Origin of the sequence: Halomonas sp. IOP_14 (assembly GCF_021021315.1) — a bacterium.
Taxonomy (GTDB): Bacteria; Pseudomonadota; Gammaproteobacteria; order Pseudomonadales; family Halomonadaceae; genus Vreelandella; species Vreelandella titanicae.
Window position 1 is genome coordinate 39,112 of sequence record NZ_JAINWD010000009.1, and the last position, 14,556, is coordinate 53,667.

Here is a 14,556-nt window from a genome sequence, read left to right on the forward strand (position 1 = left end):
ATCTTTTTTAAGGTGACCGATAGCACATGCGCACCTGAATCACTTCCAACCGACAAGCCATTACGTGCCAGGTTGGGGCGGTGCACCGATGTTGAGCGCGGACTCATAGCGGTCGTTGCCACCGCTTTCGGGCAAGGTGAAATTCACCTCATCGCCGGTTAACCACGCATTGACTTCTTCAATGGCGTCTACATCCAGGCGCCCGGCCTGCTGACGCAGTGAGAGCAGGTTAACGACATAGTCGTAGCGAGCCTCGGCGTAGTTGGCGATGGCGTTATACAAATTCTGCTCAGCGTTCAAAACGTCCACGATGTTACGGGTGCCGACTTCGTAACCGGCGCGCGTCGCTTCCAGCGCACTTTGGTTGGATACAATGGCCTGCTCGCGAGCCTCGACAGTTTCCACATCGTTGCTGACTTGAGTGTACAGAGAGCGAACCTGTTGAATTGACGAACGACGCTGGGACTCGAAATCATACTGGCTGCTTTCAAGTTGATAAGTCCCCTGGCGGATGCTGGCGCTGGTACTGCCGCCGGTGTAGACGGGTAAATTAGCGCGTATGCCTACTTGGCTAGAGGAGTCATTTCCAGTGGTGTTATCAATATCACTGTCGCCATACTGATAGTTGCCAAAGGCTGAAAGGGTGGGCAAACGACCCGCACGGGCAATTTCCACACCGCTGCGTGATACCTCAATCCCCGCCTGTTGCGCCAATACCTGAGGATTGCGCTCAATGGCTTGCTCTACCCAGTAGTCGCGGTTGCTGGGTTCCGGGAGGGCGATTGGCATACTGTCGCCCAACGCTTCAATACTGGCGTAGCGCTGGCCGGTCAGCTGCTCTAGTGCCTCAAATGCCACCTGCAGATTACTCTCTGCGGCAATGCGATCAGCACGGGACTGGTCAAAGGTAGCCCGGGCCTCTTCGACTTCGGTAATCGCAATCAAACCGACCTCAAACTGTTCGCCTGCCTGTTCAAGCTGACGGCCAATGGCTCGCTCTTGGGCAAAACGCGCTTCGAGGACTTCATAAGCCCGCAAAATATCAAAATAGGCGCTGGCCACGTCAATTAATAGCTGCTGTTCGGTAGCTGCCAGCAGGTATACCTGCTGGTCAATCTGCCGCTCGGCCTGAGTGACTTGGCGGCGCGTGACCTCATCATAAAGCGCTTGGGTGGCTTCGAGGGTGAGCGCTACGGTGTTGTAACGGTCATCACCAGCGCTCACATTACCCGTTCCAGCCCCTGTTCCCGCTCGGGATGAACCCTGACTTTCATATTGCTCGTTATGCGCCACGGTGCCCGAGGCGTTAATTTGGGGGAGTAACCCACCGCGGGCAACGTCTCTGCCTGCTTCAACACCCAAATACTCCGAGCGCGCCGAAGCAAGCTCAGCGTTATTATCCAACGCATCACGGGTAATCGTGATGAGGTCGGCGGCTTGAGCAGGCAATACAAAAGAAGCAGTAAATACCGCTAACAGTAGGGGTCGTAAAGGGGCATTGACTGCCCAGTGTGCCAGTCGCATGGGATTGCCTCTAGGTATCAGCGTCAGATGGTAAACGCGCTTAGTCTCTCAACCTGCTTGTCCTGCAGAAAATTAAGCCACTCGCACGTTAAGCCATTCAGAAAGATGAGCATTATAGTTACATTCATGTATGTATGCTAGCCTTGAACAATCTATAAATATGTGTGCAGCCTGTTGTCAAGTCGCATCCAACTTACCTTAGTCCAAAGCATGGTGGTTTGGCGATTAATGCGGCGCTCTTTTACGAAATTCCCGCGCATCGATACCCCATTTAGTTAGCCGCGAGGCCAGCGTAGTGGGTTTAATACCAAGCAGTTCTGCCGCGCCCCCGGTCCCAGAAATTTTACCTCTCGCCTGTTCCAGAGCGGCAATCGTGCTCGCCCGCCGACGTTGGCTCAGCGCCTGCTCAGTCAGCAGCGTTGCTTTACTTTGCTCTCCGCCGGTGTGGCGCAACGTCGGCATTGGTTGAGCACGCCCCATCGAGCGCGACGGCTCTCCCGATAGCAGGTCATCAAACATTAAGCGTCGATCCTGGGTCACGATGACTTGGCGCTCGATGATGTTTTCCAGTTCACGAATGTTGCCTGGCCATGGGTAGCGCTGCAGAATCTCCAACTGGGCGGGGGGAATGCGCACTCCCGGCTTATTAAATTTCAGGCAGGCACGCTGTAAAAAGTGCCGCGCCAGTAGCGGCACATCCTCAATCCGCTTGCGCAGCGGTACCGAATCAATAGGAAACACATTGAGTCGAAAATAGAGATCTTCACGAAAGTGGCCCGCATCGATCATGTCGCGCAGTTCGCGATTGGTGGCGGCAATCACCCGCACATCCACTTCGCGGGTACGGTTATCGCCTACGCGCTCAAATTGCTGATCCTGCAGCACCCGCAACAGCTTACTCTGCAGCTCCAGGGGGATTTCACCGACTTCATCCAAAAATAACGTGCCGCCGTGAGCAAGCTCAAAACGCCCTGGACGATCCTGTACCGCGCCGGTAAACGCGCCTTTCACATGGCCAAAAAACTCGCTCTCAAACAGATCACGGGGAATAGCCGCACAGTTCACGCGGATCAGCGGTCGATCGCTGCGCGTACTCCCCGCATGGATGGCGCGGGCAATCAGCTCTTTACCGGTGCCTGACTCGCCGCTAATCAACACGTTGGCGCTAGTGGGCGCAACCAGCTCAATCTGCTGAATCAGCTTGGCCACTGCCGGACTATTGCCGACAATATCGCGATGATTTAGCTCCGCTTTTATCTCTTCCTGGAGGTACTCATTTTCCAGTTCGAGGCGCTGCTTGAGTGACTCCACCTCAGCAAGGGCATCGCGCAACTGCTGCTCAGCACGCTTGCGCTCACGAATATCACGAAACAGCACCACCGCCCCGACCAAACGCCCCATTTCAAAAATCGGTGTACTCGTGTACTCAACGGGAATTGCCTCACCATTTTTGTGCCAGAACACCTCGTTATCGACATGATGCACCTGACCATCGCTAAACGAGGCGTGAATAGGGCACTGCTGCACCGGGAAGTGACTGCCATCGGCGTGGGTGTGGTGGAACATCAGGTGAGCGTCGTGGCCCACCATATCCTCGGTACTCCAGCCCAGAATTCGCTCGGCGGCAGGATTAACGAAGGTTGTTTTGCCTTCGGCATCCAGACCGTAAATCCCCTCGCCCGCTGCGCCAAGAATCAGTTGGTTCTGCTTTTCAATCCGCTCGAATACCTGCTCGACCCGCTGCCAACCCACCTCACCCTGGCGGTGCTGGCGGCCTAATTCCGCTTTTGCTCGCCGCTGCTCAGCTTTATTGCGGTCTATAAGCGTCAGCAACAGCTGTGAAGAGTCGTCGATACGCTGAGCATAAACCTCAACTCGATACGGCTGGCGCAGCATATCTAACATCACCAGGTCATCCGACCAGGCCGCTTTGTGTGTTAGCGCTTCATCGGTGAAGCTCACCCATAGTGACAGCGAAGCACCCAAGCGATGGCTAAACGGTGCCTCCAAAGGCATTGCTTCATCAATATTGAGCAGCGCGCAAGCGGCATAATTCGCAGCGAGCAGTTGGTCGGCAAACGGATCGACCAAAATCATCGCCAGAGGCGAAAAGCCACCCATCAACGCAAAAGCGTGATGACGTTCAGGCTCATCCATTAGTGTCGGTCTCAAATGAGTTGTCCCATCACCATTCAATTACCGCGCCAGTTACGACATTTCGTCACTAAAACAACGAAATATCGTAGTTTACGATATTTCGTAACACCTTAAACGCTCCAAAAACATCCTCTAAAAAATAAATTAATCCATTCAAAACAAAATATTAGAAATCATATGCGCGAGTTGGCACACAAATAGCACTGGATGGGTGGATAGTGCGATAGCGCCACACGCTTAATCTCTTTTGCACCAGGACGGCGCAGCCATCGGTTTTATTGCTCCTATCAGGAAACACTAAAACTCTTGGGTTAGGCGTTAATTAACCGAAATGACACAGGAGACATATTTATGTCTTATCTAATGCCCAGTGAATTTGTCACCAAGTTGGTGGATCAGGGTGAGTCAAAAGTCTATATGGGCACCCGGGATACGCTTATCCGCGCCTTTATGGCAGGAGCGACTCTGGCGTTGGCGGTTATTTTTGCCATCACCATCGCGACGCAAACAGGCCACTTTTTGATTGGGGCACTACTCTTCCCCGTGGGCTTTGTGATGCTCTACCTGATGGGCTATGACCTGCTCACCGGGGTTTTTATGCTGGTGCCAATTGCATGGCTCGACAAAAGACCCGGAGTGACACTGCCGCGCATGCTGAAGTGCTGGGCTCTGGTAGGGCTTGGCAACCTTGGGGGCGCCCTATTTATCGCCACCTTCGGCTACCTGAATTTCACCATGGGCGGCACAGAGGAGATCAACGCTGTCGGCCAAACGATGATGGCCGTTGGTGAAAGCCGCACGGTGGGTTATCAGGAGGCGGGGCTTGCCGGTTGGATTGTGCTTTTTCTGAGAGGCATGTTCTGCAACTGGATGGTATCCATGGGCGTGGTAGGTGCCGCCATCTCCACAACGGTTTCCGGCAAAATCATGGCCATGTGGATGCCGATTATTGTCTTCTTCTACCTTGGTTTTGAGCACTCAGTGGTCAACATGTTTCTGTTCCCAATTGGCCTCATGCTGGGCGCTGACTTCACGCTGTATCAATACATTATGTGGAACGAAATCCCCACGGTACTGGGTAACCTGGTAGGCGGCCTAACCCTGGTTGGCTTGGTTCTCTATACCACCCACGTCCGTACTCAGCCCAAAAAGGTGCTGTCTTGATCACAGCCTAATAGGCCAAAGCCCCCTTTATAGGAGAAACCCTAATGGATAAACTCGAAATGCGTCACACCCTGCTCGCCGCCAAAGCGCGTAAAAAAATGAGCTGGGAAGATATTGGCAAAGCGGTCGGCATGTCGCCGGTATGGGTGGCTTCCGCCTGTTACGGCATGAACAGCGCCAGCCAAGAGGTTGCCGCTAAGCTGTGTGACACCCTTGGCGTGGAGAGCGATGCGGCAGAAGCCTTAGTGGCCTTTCCCACTAAAGCCTGGGATGAAGCGATCCCCCAGGATCCATTTATCTACCGCCTCTATGAAGTCGTTGGTGTGTACGGTGAGACCCTAAAAGACGTGGTGCAGGAGAAATTTGGCGACGGCATTATGAGCGCCATCGATTTCACCATGGAGGTCGACAAAATCGAAGATCCCAAAGGCGACCGGGTACTATTAACCTTGAATGGTAAGTTTTTGCCCTATAAATCTTGGTAAAACCTAAATCCTGGTAACACATAGGTCCTGGTAAAAACATAAGCCCTGGTAAGTCAGGCGAAGGACTCAAGCCTCGCCACGCAGCGTTCAACCGCAGAACGATAGCCGGCACCGAACAGCACCAGGTGATTCAACAGTGGGTAAAGCTGAAACAGAGCTTCACGCCTCGGCCAGCTGGTCGGGGCGTCGCCGTTCCAGTAGGCGTCAAAAAATGCCTCTCCCGGCGAGCCAAATAGCGTCAGCATCGCCACGTCCACTGCCGGGTAGTGGCGATACACTGCCGGATCGATGATCGCCGGCCCTTTTGTAGTGAAGAGTACATTCCCTGACCACAAATCACCGTGCAGCAAGCTGGGCGGCGCATCGGGCAGCCAGCGCTCCAAATCGTGGGCCAAGCGTTCGATACGGCCACGCAGCTCGCTGTCCAATAGCCCACGCTGGTGGCACGCCTCACACAGAGGGAGCAAGCGGCGCTCGCGCTGGAAAGCTCGACCGTCGCTGAGCGGGGCATTCGGCTGGGGTGTGCGCCCACAAGCGTTATCCTGATGCCAGCCGTGGGCATCGCCAATCACGCTGTGCAAACCGCGCAGCCCTTCACCAAGCGCTGCTTCGCTCTTCTGCCCAGCGGGCACGGTGTCCAATGACTCCATGATCAGCCAGCCTTCTGCCAAACCTAACACCTCTGGCACTACCAGCGATGAACAGGCGCCACGCAACGCACGCAGCCCTTCGGCTTCGCCACGCAGCCGCGCCGTATCGTCGTGTTTAATCACCACCTGCCCCTGACGGGTCTCCAGGCGGTATACAGCAGCAATGTCACCCCCACTGAGCGACTGCAAATCGCCAGCGGGGGTTAATTCGATAGATTCCAACAGTTGGCTCAGGGTGGCATCCATAAGGCTTTCTCCCTGTACCCGAATGTATAACGGCGTCGGGGTTAGGGGCCCCTAACCCCGACGCGCTTAAGCTATGGGCTAGCTTATATTTCAGCCTAACCGCTTATCGATCAGGCTCTCTAACTCAAGCTGGTCGTCGTGGAAGCGGCGGATGCCATCGGCCAGCTTGTCGTTGGCCATGGCATCTTGATTGTGGCCCCAGCGGAAAGCGGCTTCGTTCAATGGCTCGGTAGGCTTGCCACTGCCCTCACTCGCTTGGATTTGCGCAGCAACGCTGCCTTCGGTGGCATCCAGCTCTTCCAGTAATGCAGGCGAAATGGTCAGCCGTGGGCAGCCTGCCAATGCAAGTACCTGCCCGGTATTACGGAAGCTTGCGCCCATTACCACGGTGTCGTAGCCGCCCTGGTTGGCACGCTGGCAAACGCCTTGAACAAACTTAACGCCCGGGTCGTTTTCCGACGTGTAGTCGTTGCCGGTCTCTTTTTTGTACCAATCGGTCACGCGGCCTACGAAGGGTGAAATCAGAAACACCCCGGCATCGAAACAGGCCTGGGCCTGGGCATCGCTGAACAGCAGCGTCAGGTTGCACTGAATACCTTCGCGTTCGAGCACCTCGGCGGCGCGAATGCCTTCCCAGGTAGACGCCAGCTTGATCAGCACGCGGTCACGTGACACGCCACGGGCATCGTACAGCTCGATTAACTCGTGGGCCTTGGCAATGCTGGCCTGGGTATCAAACGACAAACGGGCCGCCACTTCGGTGGAAACACGCCCCGGTACAACGGCGGAAATTTCACTGCCCATGGCCACCGCCAAGCGGTCAACGGCATGCTTGACCTGCTCTTCACGGCTGCCAACCGAGGCTTTTACATTGCTCAGCTCTTCGTCGATCAGCGCTTGATAACCGGGCAGACTAAACGCCTTGAGCAGCAGTGACGGGTTAGTGGTGGCATCTTGCGGCTGATAGCGGCGAATAGCCTCAAGATCACCGGTGTCGGCGACGACAAGCGAATGTTGCTTTAACTGTTGCAGCTGGCTGGTCATAAAATCTCCTTGGTATGCGTTTAAGCGCCGCCATGGCGTTGTTCAAGTGCTGCGCAGTAGCGCATATAAATCGGTTGGTACGCGGCCACTCGCTCAGGATGGGGGTCAGCAAGTGACTGCGCATCCAAGTGGACTAATCTTTCACACAACGTTTCCAGGGTTACGCCCTCTGAACGCTGGTCGCACCAGGCCGCCTGTATTGCGGCGCCAAGCGCGGCCGCATCGGTAATCTCAGGACAAATCACCTGGGTACCGGTAATGTCCGCGACCATCTGGCGCCAAACGGGGCTGTTAGCGCCGCCACCGATCAAACGAATCTGGCTGGCTCCGGCGGTTAAATCGCCCAACAATTCCAGCCCATAGCGTAGCCCGAAAGTGGCCCCCTCCACCACGGCCCGGCACAAATTAGCCTGGGTGGTATTCAGACTGGTCAGGCCAAGAAAGTCCGCGGAGGCGTCGGGCAACATCGGCACTCGCTCACCGTTGAAAAACGGCAATACGGTAACGCCCTCGGCGCCTATCGGCGCGCTGGCTACTTTTTCGCCAAAGGCTGCCAGATCCAAGCCAAACAGTTCACGCACCCGCGTGGTGGCCGAAGTAACATTCATCGTGCAGATCAGCGGCAGCCAGCCACCGGTGCTGGAACAGAAGTTGGCGACCATGGAGTTATCGCATTCAACAGGGTTAGCCGAGTAAGCGCAAACGGTGCCGGAGGTGCCCAAACTCAGCGTGATCAGCCCTGGAGTAATATTGCCGGTGCCAATGGCGCCCAACATATTGTCACCGCCGCCGGAGGAGACGACAACCTGGTCGCCAAGCCCAAGCTCGCGGGCCACGGCCGGGCGTACAAAGCCTACCGGTTCATGGGCTTCCAGCACCCGGGGCAATACCCGCGCCGGGTCTAATTCTGGGGCCATCTCGGCAAAAACATCCAGCTGCCAGCAACGCTTACGAGTATCGAAGTAGCCAGTACCGGAGGCGTCGCCCGCCTCAGTGACCCGTTCGCCGGTGAGCCAGAAATTAAGGTAGTCGTGGGGCAGCAGCAGGCTCTCGATGCGCCGATACGCATCCGGATGATGCTCGCGCAGCCAAACGATTTTAGACGCGGTATAGCCGGTTTGTAGCACCAGCCCCAGCTTCTCCAAACAGCCCGGCTCGCCGCCCAGGCGGGTAACTAAATCGGCATTCTGGGCGCTGGTCTCAGTATCGCACCACAGCTTGGCGGGATAGACCGGCACGCCTTCGCCATCGAGCGCGACCATGCCGTGCTGTTGGCCTGAGACACCAATGCCGCGCACTTGGCTAGCCGATACAGCGACTTTATCCAACGCGGCAAAAAACGCCGCTTTCAATGCGGCTAACCACTCCGCAGGCGCCTGCTCCCGGCGGCCATTTTCGCCCTCTTCCAAGCGGTGAGGACGGCTTGCTTCAGCGAGAATCTTGCCTCGCTCAACGTCTACCACCACTACTTTGGTACTTTGGGTACCGCAATCCACCCCGATATACATCACACTGTTCCTTTGGACGACGCCAGACCCTCTAGCGTAGCGCGTGCGCCACGTTCGTGCAGTGAACTAAGGGCCGCTAAATAGGCTTCAACAAAGCGAGTGCTGTCGATTAAGTCACCAAACAGCTCGCGGTTTTCGATAAAGGCCGTTGGCCGTTGGCGGTTCTCGGCAGCAATCGCCATTAACGGCGCTTTCAAGCGATCGACGATATCAATGGACTGGCCCTGCTCGTCGACCCCTTCAGCGTAGCGCGCCCAGCTGGCCACCACGGCGGCGCTGCGCTCTATTTCTCCACCCTGGGCCAACTGTTGGCGAATCACCGGCACTAACCATTTAGGAATGCGGTCAGAGCTCTCGGCGCAAAGCCGTGTCAGGGTATCTTTGATTTGCGGGTTGGCGAAGCGCTCAATCAACGTTAATCGGTAGGTTTCCAAATCAACCCCCGGTACCGGCTCCAAGGTCGGCGTGCCCTCTTCGCGCATATAGCCCAGTAAAAAATCAACGAATAGCGGATCTTGGCACACCTCATGGGCGTAGCGGTATCCGGCTAAATAGCCAAAATAGGTCAATGCCTGGTGACTGGCGTTGAGCAGGCGCAGCTTCATCAGTTCGTAGGGTTCGACATCCTCCACGACTTGGACACCCACTTTATCAAACGCCGGACGCCCAAGGGGGAAGTGATCTTCCAACACCCACTGGGTGAAGGGTTCGCAGACTACCGGCCAGGCGTCCTCTACGCCAAAGCGCTGACTCAGTTCATCAATATCCGTGGGCGACGTCACCGGAGTAATGCGATCCACCATGGCGTTGGGAAACGCCACCTCACGGGCAAGCCAAGCGCCTAACTCGGCGTCCCGCGCCAGGGCATAGGCGCCAAACATGCGCTTGGCCACGTCGCCGTTGCCTTGAATATTATCGCAAGACATCACGGTAAATGGCGGGATACCCCGCGCACGGCGGCGGGCGAGCGCTTCCACCACCAGCCCGAAGCTGGTGGTGGGCTGGGTGGGGTTAGCAAGATCGGCGCGTACCTGGGGGTTATCGAGGTCGAATTCGCCGCTCACCGGGTGAAAATTGTAACCGCCTTCGGTCACCGTCAATGACACAATGCGAATCGCCGGATCAGCCATCTGCTCGATAACTGTCTCAGTGCCTTCCGGTGCAAACAGGTAATTCACCATACTACCAATGACCCGTGGCTCATACTGGCCATCGGGGTGTTTGACCACCAGGGTATAGAGATAGTCCTGCGCTGCCAGTGCCTGCTGCATGCGTTTGTCGCCGGGCATCACGCCCACACCAACAATGCCCCAATCCAGCGCTTCGCCCTGGTTCATCAATGCATCCAGATACATCGCTTGGTGGGCGCGGTGAAAGCCGCCTACCCCAATATGTACGATGCCGGGGGTGAGCGTCTTGCGGTCATATTGAGATTTGGCAACGTAATTAGATTTGGCAACATCGTCGGTTAGCTTGCCCAGGTTGTGATTGTTAAGTCGGGTCATGGGACTCTCCAGCCAAGGCCTTCTTGGCGCGATGGGGTGAATAAAGGCAGGTAACAAGTGACGCTATCAATGGGTTAACACAAAGGGGCTAACACAAAGTACTAGTACTAGCGCCAGCGCTGGTCAGGCGTTAAACAGCAACTCTTCACTAATTGAGCATTAAGCATATCTTTGTGGTGGGTCCGCTCCAGCGCACCGGTGCGATCCTGGCCCATCTCAAGCCAGCGATTGATCAGTCGATCGACCAACACGACGTCATCAACGTCTAGATATAGCGTCCAATCGAACAGCGGTCGCAGCTCACGCCAGGGGGAGCGGTCAAGCAGCAAGTAGTTGCCCTCGACAATGACGATGCGCTGCTCAAGGGTGATTAGTCGTCCACCGGCACGGGCTAGATCCAACGGGCGGTCAAAAACCGGTACAGCTACCGGATGACCCCCTTGGCGGATGCGTTCGAGGTCACAGCGCAGCCCCTCTACATCGAAGGTATGGGGCGCGCCTTTTACCGGCACCTGCTGCTCGCCCAGCACAGCGTTATCGAAGTGGTAGCCATCCATGGGCACTAGCCCAGCTTGGCCCGGCAGGTGCTGATTAATGGCATCGCAGAGCTGAGCACTGCGATAGGATTTCCCCGCCCCCGGCGGCCCTGCCAGCGCGACCAGGTAGCGTGAGGCGCCTTCGGCGGCGCGAATAATCTGATGGGCTAAAGTATCAAGATCAGGGGTCATGGCCACCTCAGCTCATCCAGTTGCCGCCATCGACATTGAGTGTCTGGGCAACAACGTAATCACTGTCTTGGCTGGCCAAAAACAGCGCCGCACCGGTGTGGTCTTCGGGAAGCCCCATACGCCCAAACGGCACCGCCTCGCCCACCAAGCGCTTCTTCTCACCGAGCGGGCGGTTTTCAAAACGGGCAAACAGCGCGTCGACCTCTTCCCACATCGGCGTATCCACCACGCCCGGGGCGATGCCGTTGACGTTGATGCGGTGTTTGATGAGATCCAAACCACTGGATTGGGTAAGGCTGATGACAGCCGCTTTGCTGGCGCAGTAAACGCTTACCAGGGCTTCACCGCGGCGACCTGCCTGGGAGGCCATATTGATAATTTTGCCCCCCTGACCACGGGCCACCATCGAACGGGCAACCGCCTGCAGGGTAAAAAACATGCCTTTGGTATTGACCGCAAACTGCTTATCAAAGCTTTCCTCGGTCACCTCAAGCACCGGCGCCATATCAAAGATGGCAGCGTTGTTGACCAAAATATCGATACCACTGAAGCGCTCTATTACCGTTTTGACCATGGCGTCAATCGATGTCTGATCGCAGACGTTCAGCTCAACCCCCATCACTTTTTCGGCAGGCGCCTGTTGCTGCAGCGTCGCTAAAGCATCATCAATAGCGCCCCGATCGATATCCGCCACAACCACGCTGGCGCCTTCGCTTAAATAACGCTGGGCAATGGCTAGGCCGATGCCCCGCGCGCCACCGGTAATCACCGCGATTTTATTGGTTAGTTTCATCGTTATGCTCTCGTTAAGGCGAACAGCTGGAAGCCTTGGCTTGCCACTCGTCCACCAAGGCTTCCAGGCCGTGCATATGCTCTAAAATACGCCAGGCACCGACTTGAGTAAGGCGCGCCGCTTGATCAACATCCACATGGCTGGCGCCGACAAACCCAATCACGCACATACCTGCAGCACGGGCGGCCGTCACCCCGGCCACGCTATCTTCTACCACTAGACAGTCACGCGGCACTTGGCCTAAATGGGATGCCGCCAATCGGTAGAGTGCGGGGTCGGGCTTGGGATGCGCTACCTGATCAGCGGTAAAAATGGGCACCTCGCCAAACGCATCGGCCAACCCTGTGCTTGCCAGTGATGCCAATACGCGACTGCGTCGACTGTTGGAAACCACCGCCTTTTCCAAGGTAATGCCACGAATCGCCTTGTCGGCGCCGTCTATAGCTTTAAGCTCCTGCGCCAAGCGGGCCTCGATAGCGGTATCTACCTGTTCGGTGGCATCAGACGGCAGCGTGTGGGCGCTTAACGCTTCGAGATGAGCGAGAATAGCCGCCGTGGTCATCCCCAGCGCTTGGCCTAGTTCCTGGTCGATATTCAGATCGGGCAGCCAGCGGGAGAGATACTCCACCAGCGTACCTTCAGCCAGCGCCTCGCTGTCGACCAGCACGCCATCACAGTCAAAGATGAGTGTCCTCATGCAGGCTCCTCAGAAGGCGAACCGGGCGCGCGGTTATCGTGTCGGGTTAGCCCTGCCAAGGGGTGCTGTTGCAAGCTGGGCAAGGCCAGGCCGCCAGCGTCAAACAGGTGGGCGCGCTCGGGGGCAAAGCCGAAATGCACCGTATCGTTGACCCGATAGGCCACGTCGCCATCGGCCATAATCGTGATCAGTTCGTCGTCCATCTGGACATAGAGCGAGGTTTGGCCACCTAGCCGCTCCAGCACTTTGATCTCGCCGCTCAGGGGCCCCTGCTCTTCAAGCACTAAGTGTTCCGGGCGAACACCCAGCTCAAGGGGGGCGTTGGCCTCAAGGTGCTGACCGTCCACCGGCACGCTGCGTTCACCGCCGCCGGGCATACGAATCCCTACGCCTTCAGGCGAAACGCTGGTCAGCGTTACCGGCAGAAAGTTCATTTTCGGCGAGCCGATAAAACCTGCTACAAAGCGATTGCGCGGATGATGGTAGAGCGCCATGGGCGAGCCCACCTGCTCGACCACACCGTCGTGGAGCACGACGATTTTATCCGCCATGGTCATGGCTTCGATCTGGTCGTGGGTGACGTAGATCATGGTGGCGTCCAGCTCATCGTGCAGACGCGCCAGCTCGATACGCATCTGCACCCGCAGCGCGGCATCCAGGTTGGAGAGCGGCTCGTCGAACAGAAAGATGCTGGGGTTACGCACAATCGCCCGACCAATCGCCACCCGCTGGCGCTGACCGCCGGAGAGCGCTTTGGGCTTGCGGTCTAACAGCGGCTCCAGCTGCAGAATTTTGGCCGCCTCCAGCACCTTGGCGCGTCGCTCTTCCTTGGGCACCCCGGCCAGGCGCATGCTGAAGCCCATGTTGCCCTCGACCGTCATATGCGGGTAAAGCGCGTAGCTCTGAAACACCATGGCGAGGCCACGGTCGGCGGGGCCAACGTCATTGATGCGCTGTCCGTCGATCAAAATATCACCGTCGGTCGCACTTTCCAGCCCGGCGATCATACGCATCAGGGTCGATTTACCGCAGCCGGAGGGACCAACGAAGACCACAAACTCTCGGTCATTGACCTCAAGATCGATGCCCTTGATCACCTCGGTGTCGCCGAAACGCTTGGTAATATTGTTCAGTTGTAGTGTTGCCATGAGGAATATCCTTTACTTGACGGCACCAAAGGTCAGGCCACGTACCATTTGTTTTTGGGTCATCCAACCAAGTATCAAAATCGGCGCAATCGCCATGGTGGAAGCGGCGGACAATTTGGCCCAGAACAGCCCCTCAGGGCTTGAGAATGAGGCGATATAGGCGGTTAACGGCGCAGCACTTGAGGTCGTTAGGTTGAGACTCCAGAACGCCTCGTTCCAACTCAAAATGACCGATAGCAGGCCCGTTGAGGCGATACCCGGCAGCGTGAGTGGCAGCAGCAGAAAGAACACTTCCTGGAAGGTGGAGGCGCCGTCCATACGCCCTGCTTCAAGAATGTCTTTGGGCATATCCTTGAAGAAGGTGTAGAGCATCCACACCACAATCGGCAGGTTCATCAGGGTATAGATGATGATTAACCCGGTGCGGGTGTCGAGCAGCCCAACGTCACGGAAAATGAGATAAATCGGCACCAGCACACCCACCGAGGGCAGCATTTTGGTAGAGAGCATCCACAGCAGCGTGCCTTTGGTGCGTTTAGTGGGCAAAAAGGCCATGGCGTAAGCTGAAGGAATCGCAATCAGCAGCGCGAAGAACGTTGAGCCAAATGCCACCGCAACGCTGTTGAGCGCAAAGCGTGCATAGCCGGAACGCGCGTGCACATCCTGGTAGCTCTCTAAGGTGGGCGAAAAAATCAGCGAGGGGTCGGCAATCGCCGCTGTTTCCGTTTTAAAGCCAGTCAGGATCATCCAGAAAATCGGAAAGAAGATCACCAGCGCCACCGACCACCCCAAAAGTGTCAGCAAGATGCGCTTGCTTTGCGTCGACCGCCACCCTGACACCGAGCGTGGCGCTGCGGTTTTGGAACTTAATGTTGTCATCGAAGTACTCCCAAGACACAAGTGCCGG

General features: G+C 56.6%; 13 protein-coding genes. 2 read left to right on the forward strand and 11 right to left on the reverse strand.

Going from position 1 to position 14,556, the window contains the following annotated elements:
- Positions 1 to 60 precede the first annotated feature (60 nt).
- Together K7H09_RS09115 and K7H09_RS09120 are read right to left on the reverse strand one after the other, a co-directional pair.
- A complete protein-coding gene (locus tag K7H09_RS09115) occupies positions 61 to 1,524 on the reverse strand; it encodes a TolC family outer membrane protein (RefSeq protein ID WP_009287284.1) in 1,464 nt (487 codons plus the stop codon).
- A 225-nt stretch (positions 1,525 to 1,749) separates the two neighbouring features.
- Positions 1,750 to 3,681: a sigma 54-interacting transcriptional regulator gene (locus K7H09_RS09120; RefSeq protein ID WP_051052014.1), complete on the reverse strand. Its 1,932-nt coding sequence runs from the start codon at positions 3,679 to 3,681 to the stop codon at positions 1,750 to 1,752.
- A 351-nt stretch (positions 3,682 to 4,032) separates the two neighbouring features.
- Here K7H09_RS09120 and K7H09_RS09125 point away from each other — a divergent pair, with 351 nt between their 5' ends.
- Complete coding sequence (locus K7H09_RS09125; protein ID WP_009287282.1) at positions 4,033 to 4,845, forward strand: formate/nitrite transporter family protein; 813 nt, start codon at positions 4,033 to 4,035, stop codon at positions 4,843 to 4,845.
- 44 nt (positions 4,846 to 4,889) lie between these two features.
- On the forward strand, positions 4,890 to 5,330 hold the full coding sequence (cynS, locus tag K7H09_RS09130) for a cyanase (RefSeq protein WP_027959771.1): 441 nt from the start codon (positions 4,890 to 4,892) through the stop codon (positions 5,328 to 5,330).
- Positions 5,331 to 5,383: 53 nt separating this feature from the next.
- Here the strand turns inward: cynS and K7H09_RS09135 are convergent, their stop codons facing one another.
- The 9 genes from K7H09_RS09135 to K7H09_RS09175 all read right to left on the reverse strand — a co-directional run bounded on the left by K7H09_RS09135 (position 5,384) and on the right by K7H09_RS09175 (position 14,528).
- Positions 5,384 to 6,226, reverse strand: coding sequence for a fructosamine kinase family protein (locus K7H09_RS09135; protein WP_009287281.1), 843 nt, complete (start codon positions 6,224 to 6,226; stop codon positions 5,384 to 5,386).
- Positions 6,227 to 6,316: 90 nt separating this feature from the next.
- Positions 6,317 to 7,270: a transaldolase gene (gene tal, locus K7H09_RS09140; RefSeq protein WP_009287280.1), complete on the reverse strand. Its 954-nt coding sequence runs from the start codon at positions 7,268 to 7,270 to the stop codon at positions 6,317 to 6,319.
- A 20-nt stretch (positions 7,271 to 7,290) separates the two neighbouring features.
- Positions 7,291 to 8,778: a xylulokinase gene (xylB, locus tag K7H09_RS09145; RefSeq protein ID WP_230804482.1), complete on the reverse strand. Its 1,488-nt coding sequence runs from the start codon at positions 8,776 to 8,778 to the stop codon at positions 7,291 to 7,293.
- Positions 8,778 to 10,283 carry a mannitol dehydrogenase family protein gene (locus K7H09_RS09150; RefSeq protein WP_230804483.1) on the reverse strand — a complete coding sequence of 502 codons (1,506 nt, stop codon included), beginning with the start codon at positions 10,281 to 10,283 and terminating at the stop codon, positions 8,778 to 8,780. Before K7H09_RS09150 ends, xylB begins: the two co-directional genes overlap by 1 nt.
- Before the next feature lie 107 nt (positions 10,284 to 10,390).
- Positions 10,391 to 11,011: a nucleoside triphosphate hydrolase gene (locus K7H09_RS09155; protein WP_039859344.1), complete on the reverse strand. Its 621-nt coding sequence runs from the start codon at positions 11,009 to 11,011 to the stop codon at positions 10,391 to 10,393.
- Between the two features lie 7 nt (positions 11,012 to 11,018).
- On the reverse strand, positions 11,019 to 11,804 hold the full coding sequence (locus tag K7H09_RS09160; protein ID WP_039859303.1) for an L-iditol 2-dehydrogenase: 786 nt from the start codon (positions 11,802 to 11,804) through the stop codon (positions 11,019 to 11,021).
- A gap of 13 nt (positions 11,805 to 11,817) precedes the next feature.
- Positions 11,818 to 12,501 (reverse strand): HAD family hydrolase, encoded by a 684-nt coding sequence (locus K7H09_RS09165; protein WP_039859302.1) that lies wholly within the window; start codon positions 12,499 to 12,501, stop codon positions 11,818 to 11,820.
- Positions 12,498 to 13,649 (reverse strand): ABC transporter ATP-binding protein, encoded by a 1,152-nt coding sequence (locus tag K7H09_RS09170; RefSeq protein WP_022520497.1) that lies wholly within the window; start codon positions 13,647 to 13,649, stop codon positions 12,498 to 12,500. Before K7H09_RS09170 ends, K7H09_RS09165 begins: the two co-directional genes overlap by 4 nt.
- A gap of 12 nt (positions 13,650 to 13,661) precedes the next feature.
- Positions 13,662 to 14,528, reverse strand: a complete 867-nt coding sequence (locus tag K7H09_RS09175; RefSeq protein ID WP_039859301.1) for a carbohydrate ABC transporter permease — start codon at positions 14,526 to 14,528, stop codon at positions 13,662 to 13,664.
- Between the last annotated feature and the right edge of the window lie 28 nt (positions 14,529 to 14,556).

Excerpts from the sequence above, each read along its gene's own strand:
- K7H09_RS09115 (WP_009287284.1), bottom strand. The coding sequence starts at position 1,524 with ATGCGACTGGCACACTGGGCAGTCAATGCCCCTTTACGACCCCTACTG.
- K7H09_RS09120 (WP_051052014.1), bottom strand. The coding sequence starts at position 3,681 with ATGGATGAGCCTGAACGTCATCACGCTTTTGCGTTGATGGGTGGCTTT.
- K7H09_RS09125 (WP_009287282.1), top strand. The coding sequence starts at position 4,033 with ATGTCTTATCTAATGCCCAGTGAATTTGTCACCAAGTTGGTGGATCAG.
- cynS (WP_027959771.1), top strand. The coding sequence starts at position 4,890 with ATGGATAAACTCGAAATGCGTCACACCCTGCTCGCCGCCAAAGCGCGT.
- K7H09_RS09135 (WP_009287281.1), bottom strand. The coding sequence starts at position 6,226 with ATGGATGCCACCCTGAGCCAACTGTTGGAATCTATCGAATTAACCCCC.
- tal (WP_009287280.1), bottom strand. The coding sequence starts at position 7,270 with ATGACCAGCCAGCTGCAACAGTTAAAGCAACATTCGCTTGTCGTCGCC.
- xylB (WP_230804482.1), bottom strand. The coding sequence starts at position 8,778 with ATGTATATCGGGGTGGATTGCGGTACCCAAAGTACCAAAGTAGTGGTG.
- K7H09_RS09150 (WP_230804483.1), bottom strand. The coding sequence starts at position 10,283 with ATGACCCGACTTAACAATCACAACCTGGGCAAGCTAACCGACGATGTT.
- K7H09_RS09155 (WP_039859344.1), bottom strand. The coding sequence starts at position 11,011 with ATGACCCCTGATCTTGATACTTTAGCCCATCAGATTATTCGCGCCGCC.
- K7H09_RS09160 (WP_039859303.1), bottom strand. The coding sequence starts at position 11,804 with ATGAAACTAACCAATAAAATCGCGGTGATTACCGGTGGCGCGCGGGGC.
- K7H09_RS09165 (WP_039859302.1), bottom strand. The coding sequence starts at position 12,501 with ATGAGGACACTCATCTTTGACTGTGATGGCGTGCTGGTCGACAGCGAG.
- K7H09_RS09170 (WP_022520497.1), bottom strand. The coding sequence starts at position 13,649 with ATGGCAACACTACAACTGAACAATATTACCAAGCGTTTCGGCGACACC.
- K7H09_RS09175 (WP_039859301.1), bottom strand. The coding sequence starts at position 14,528 with ATGACAACATTAAGTTCCAAAACCGCAGCGCCACGCTCGGTGTCAGGG.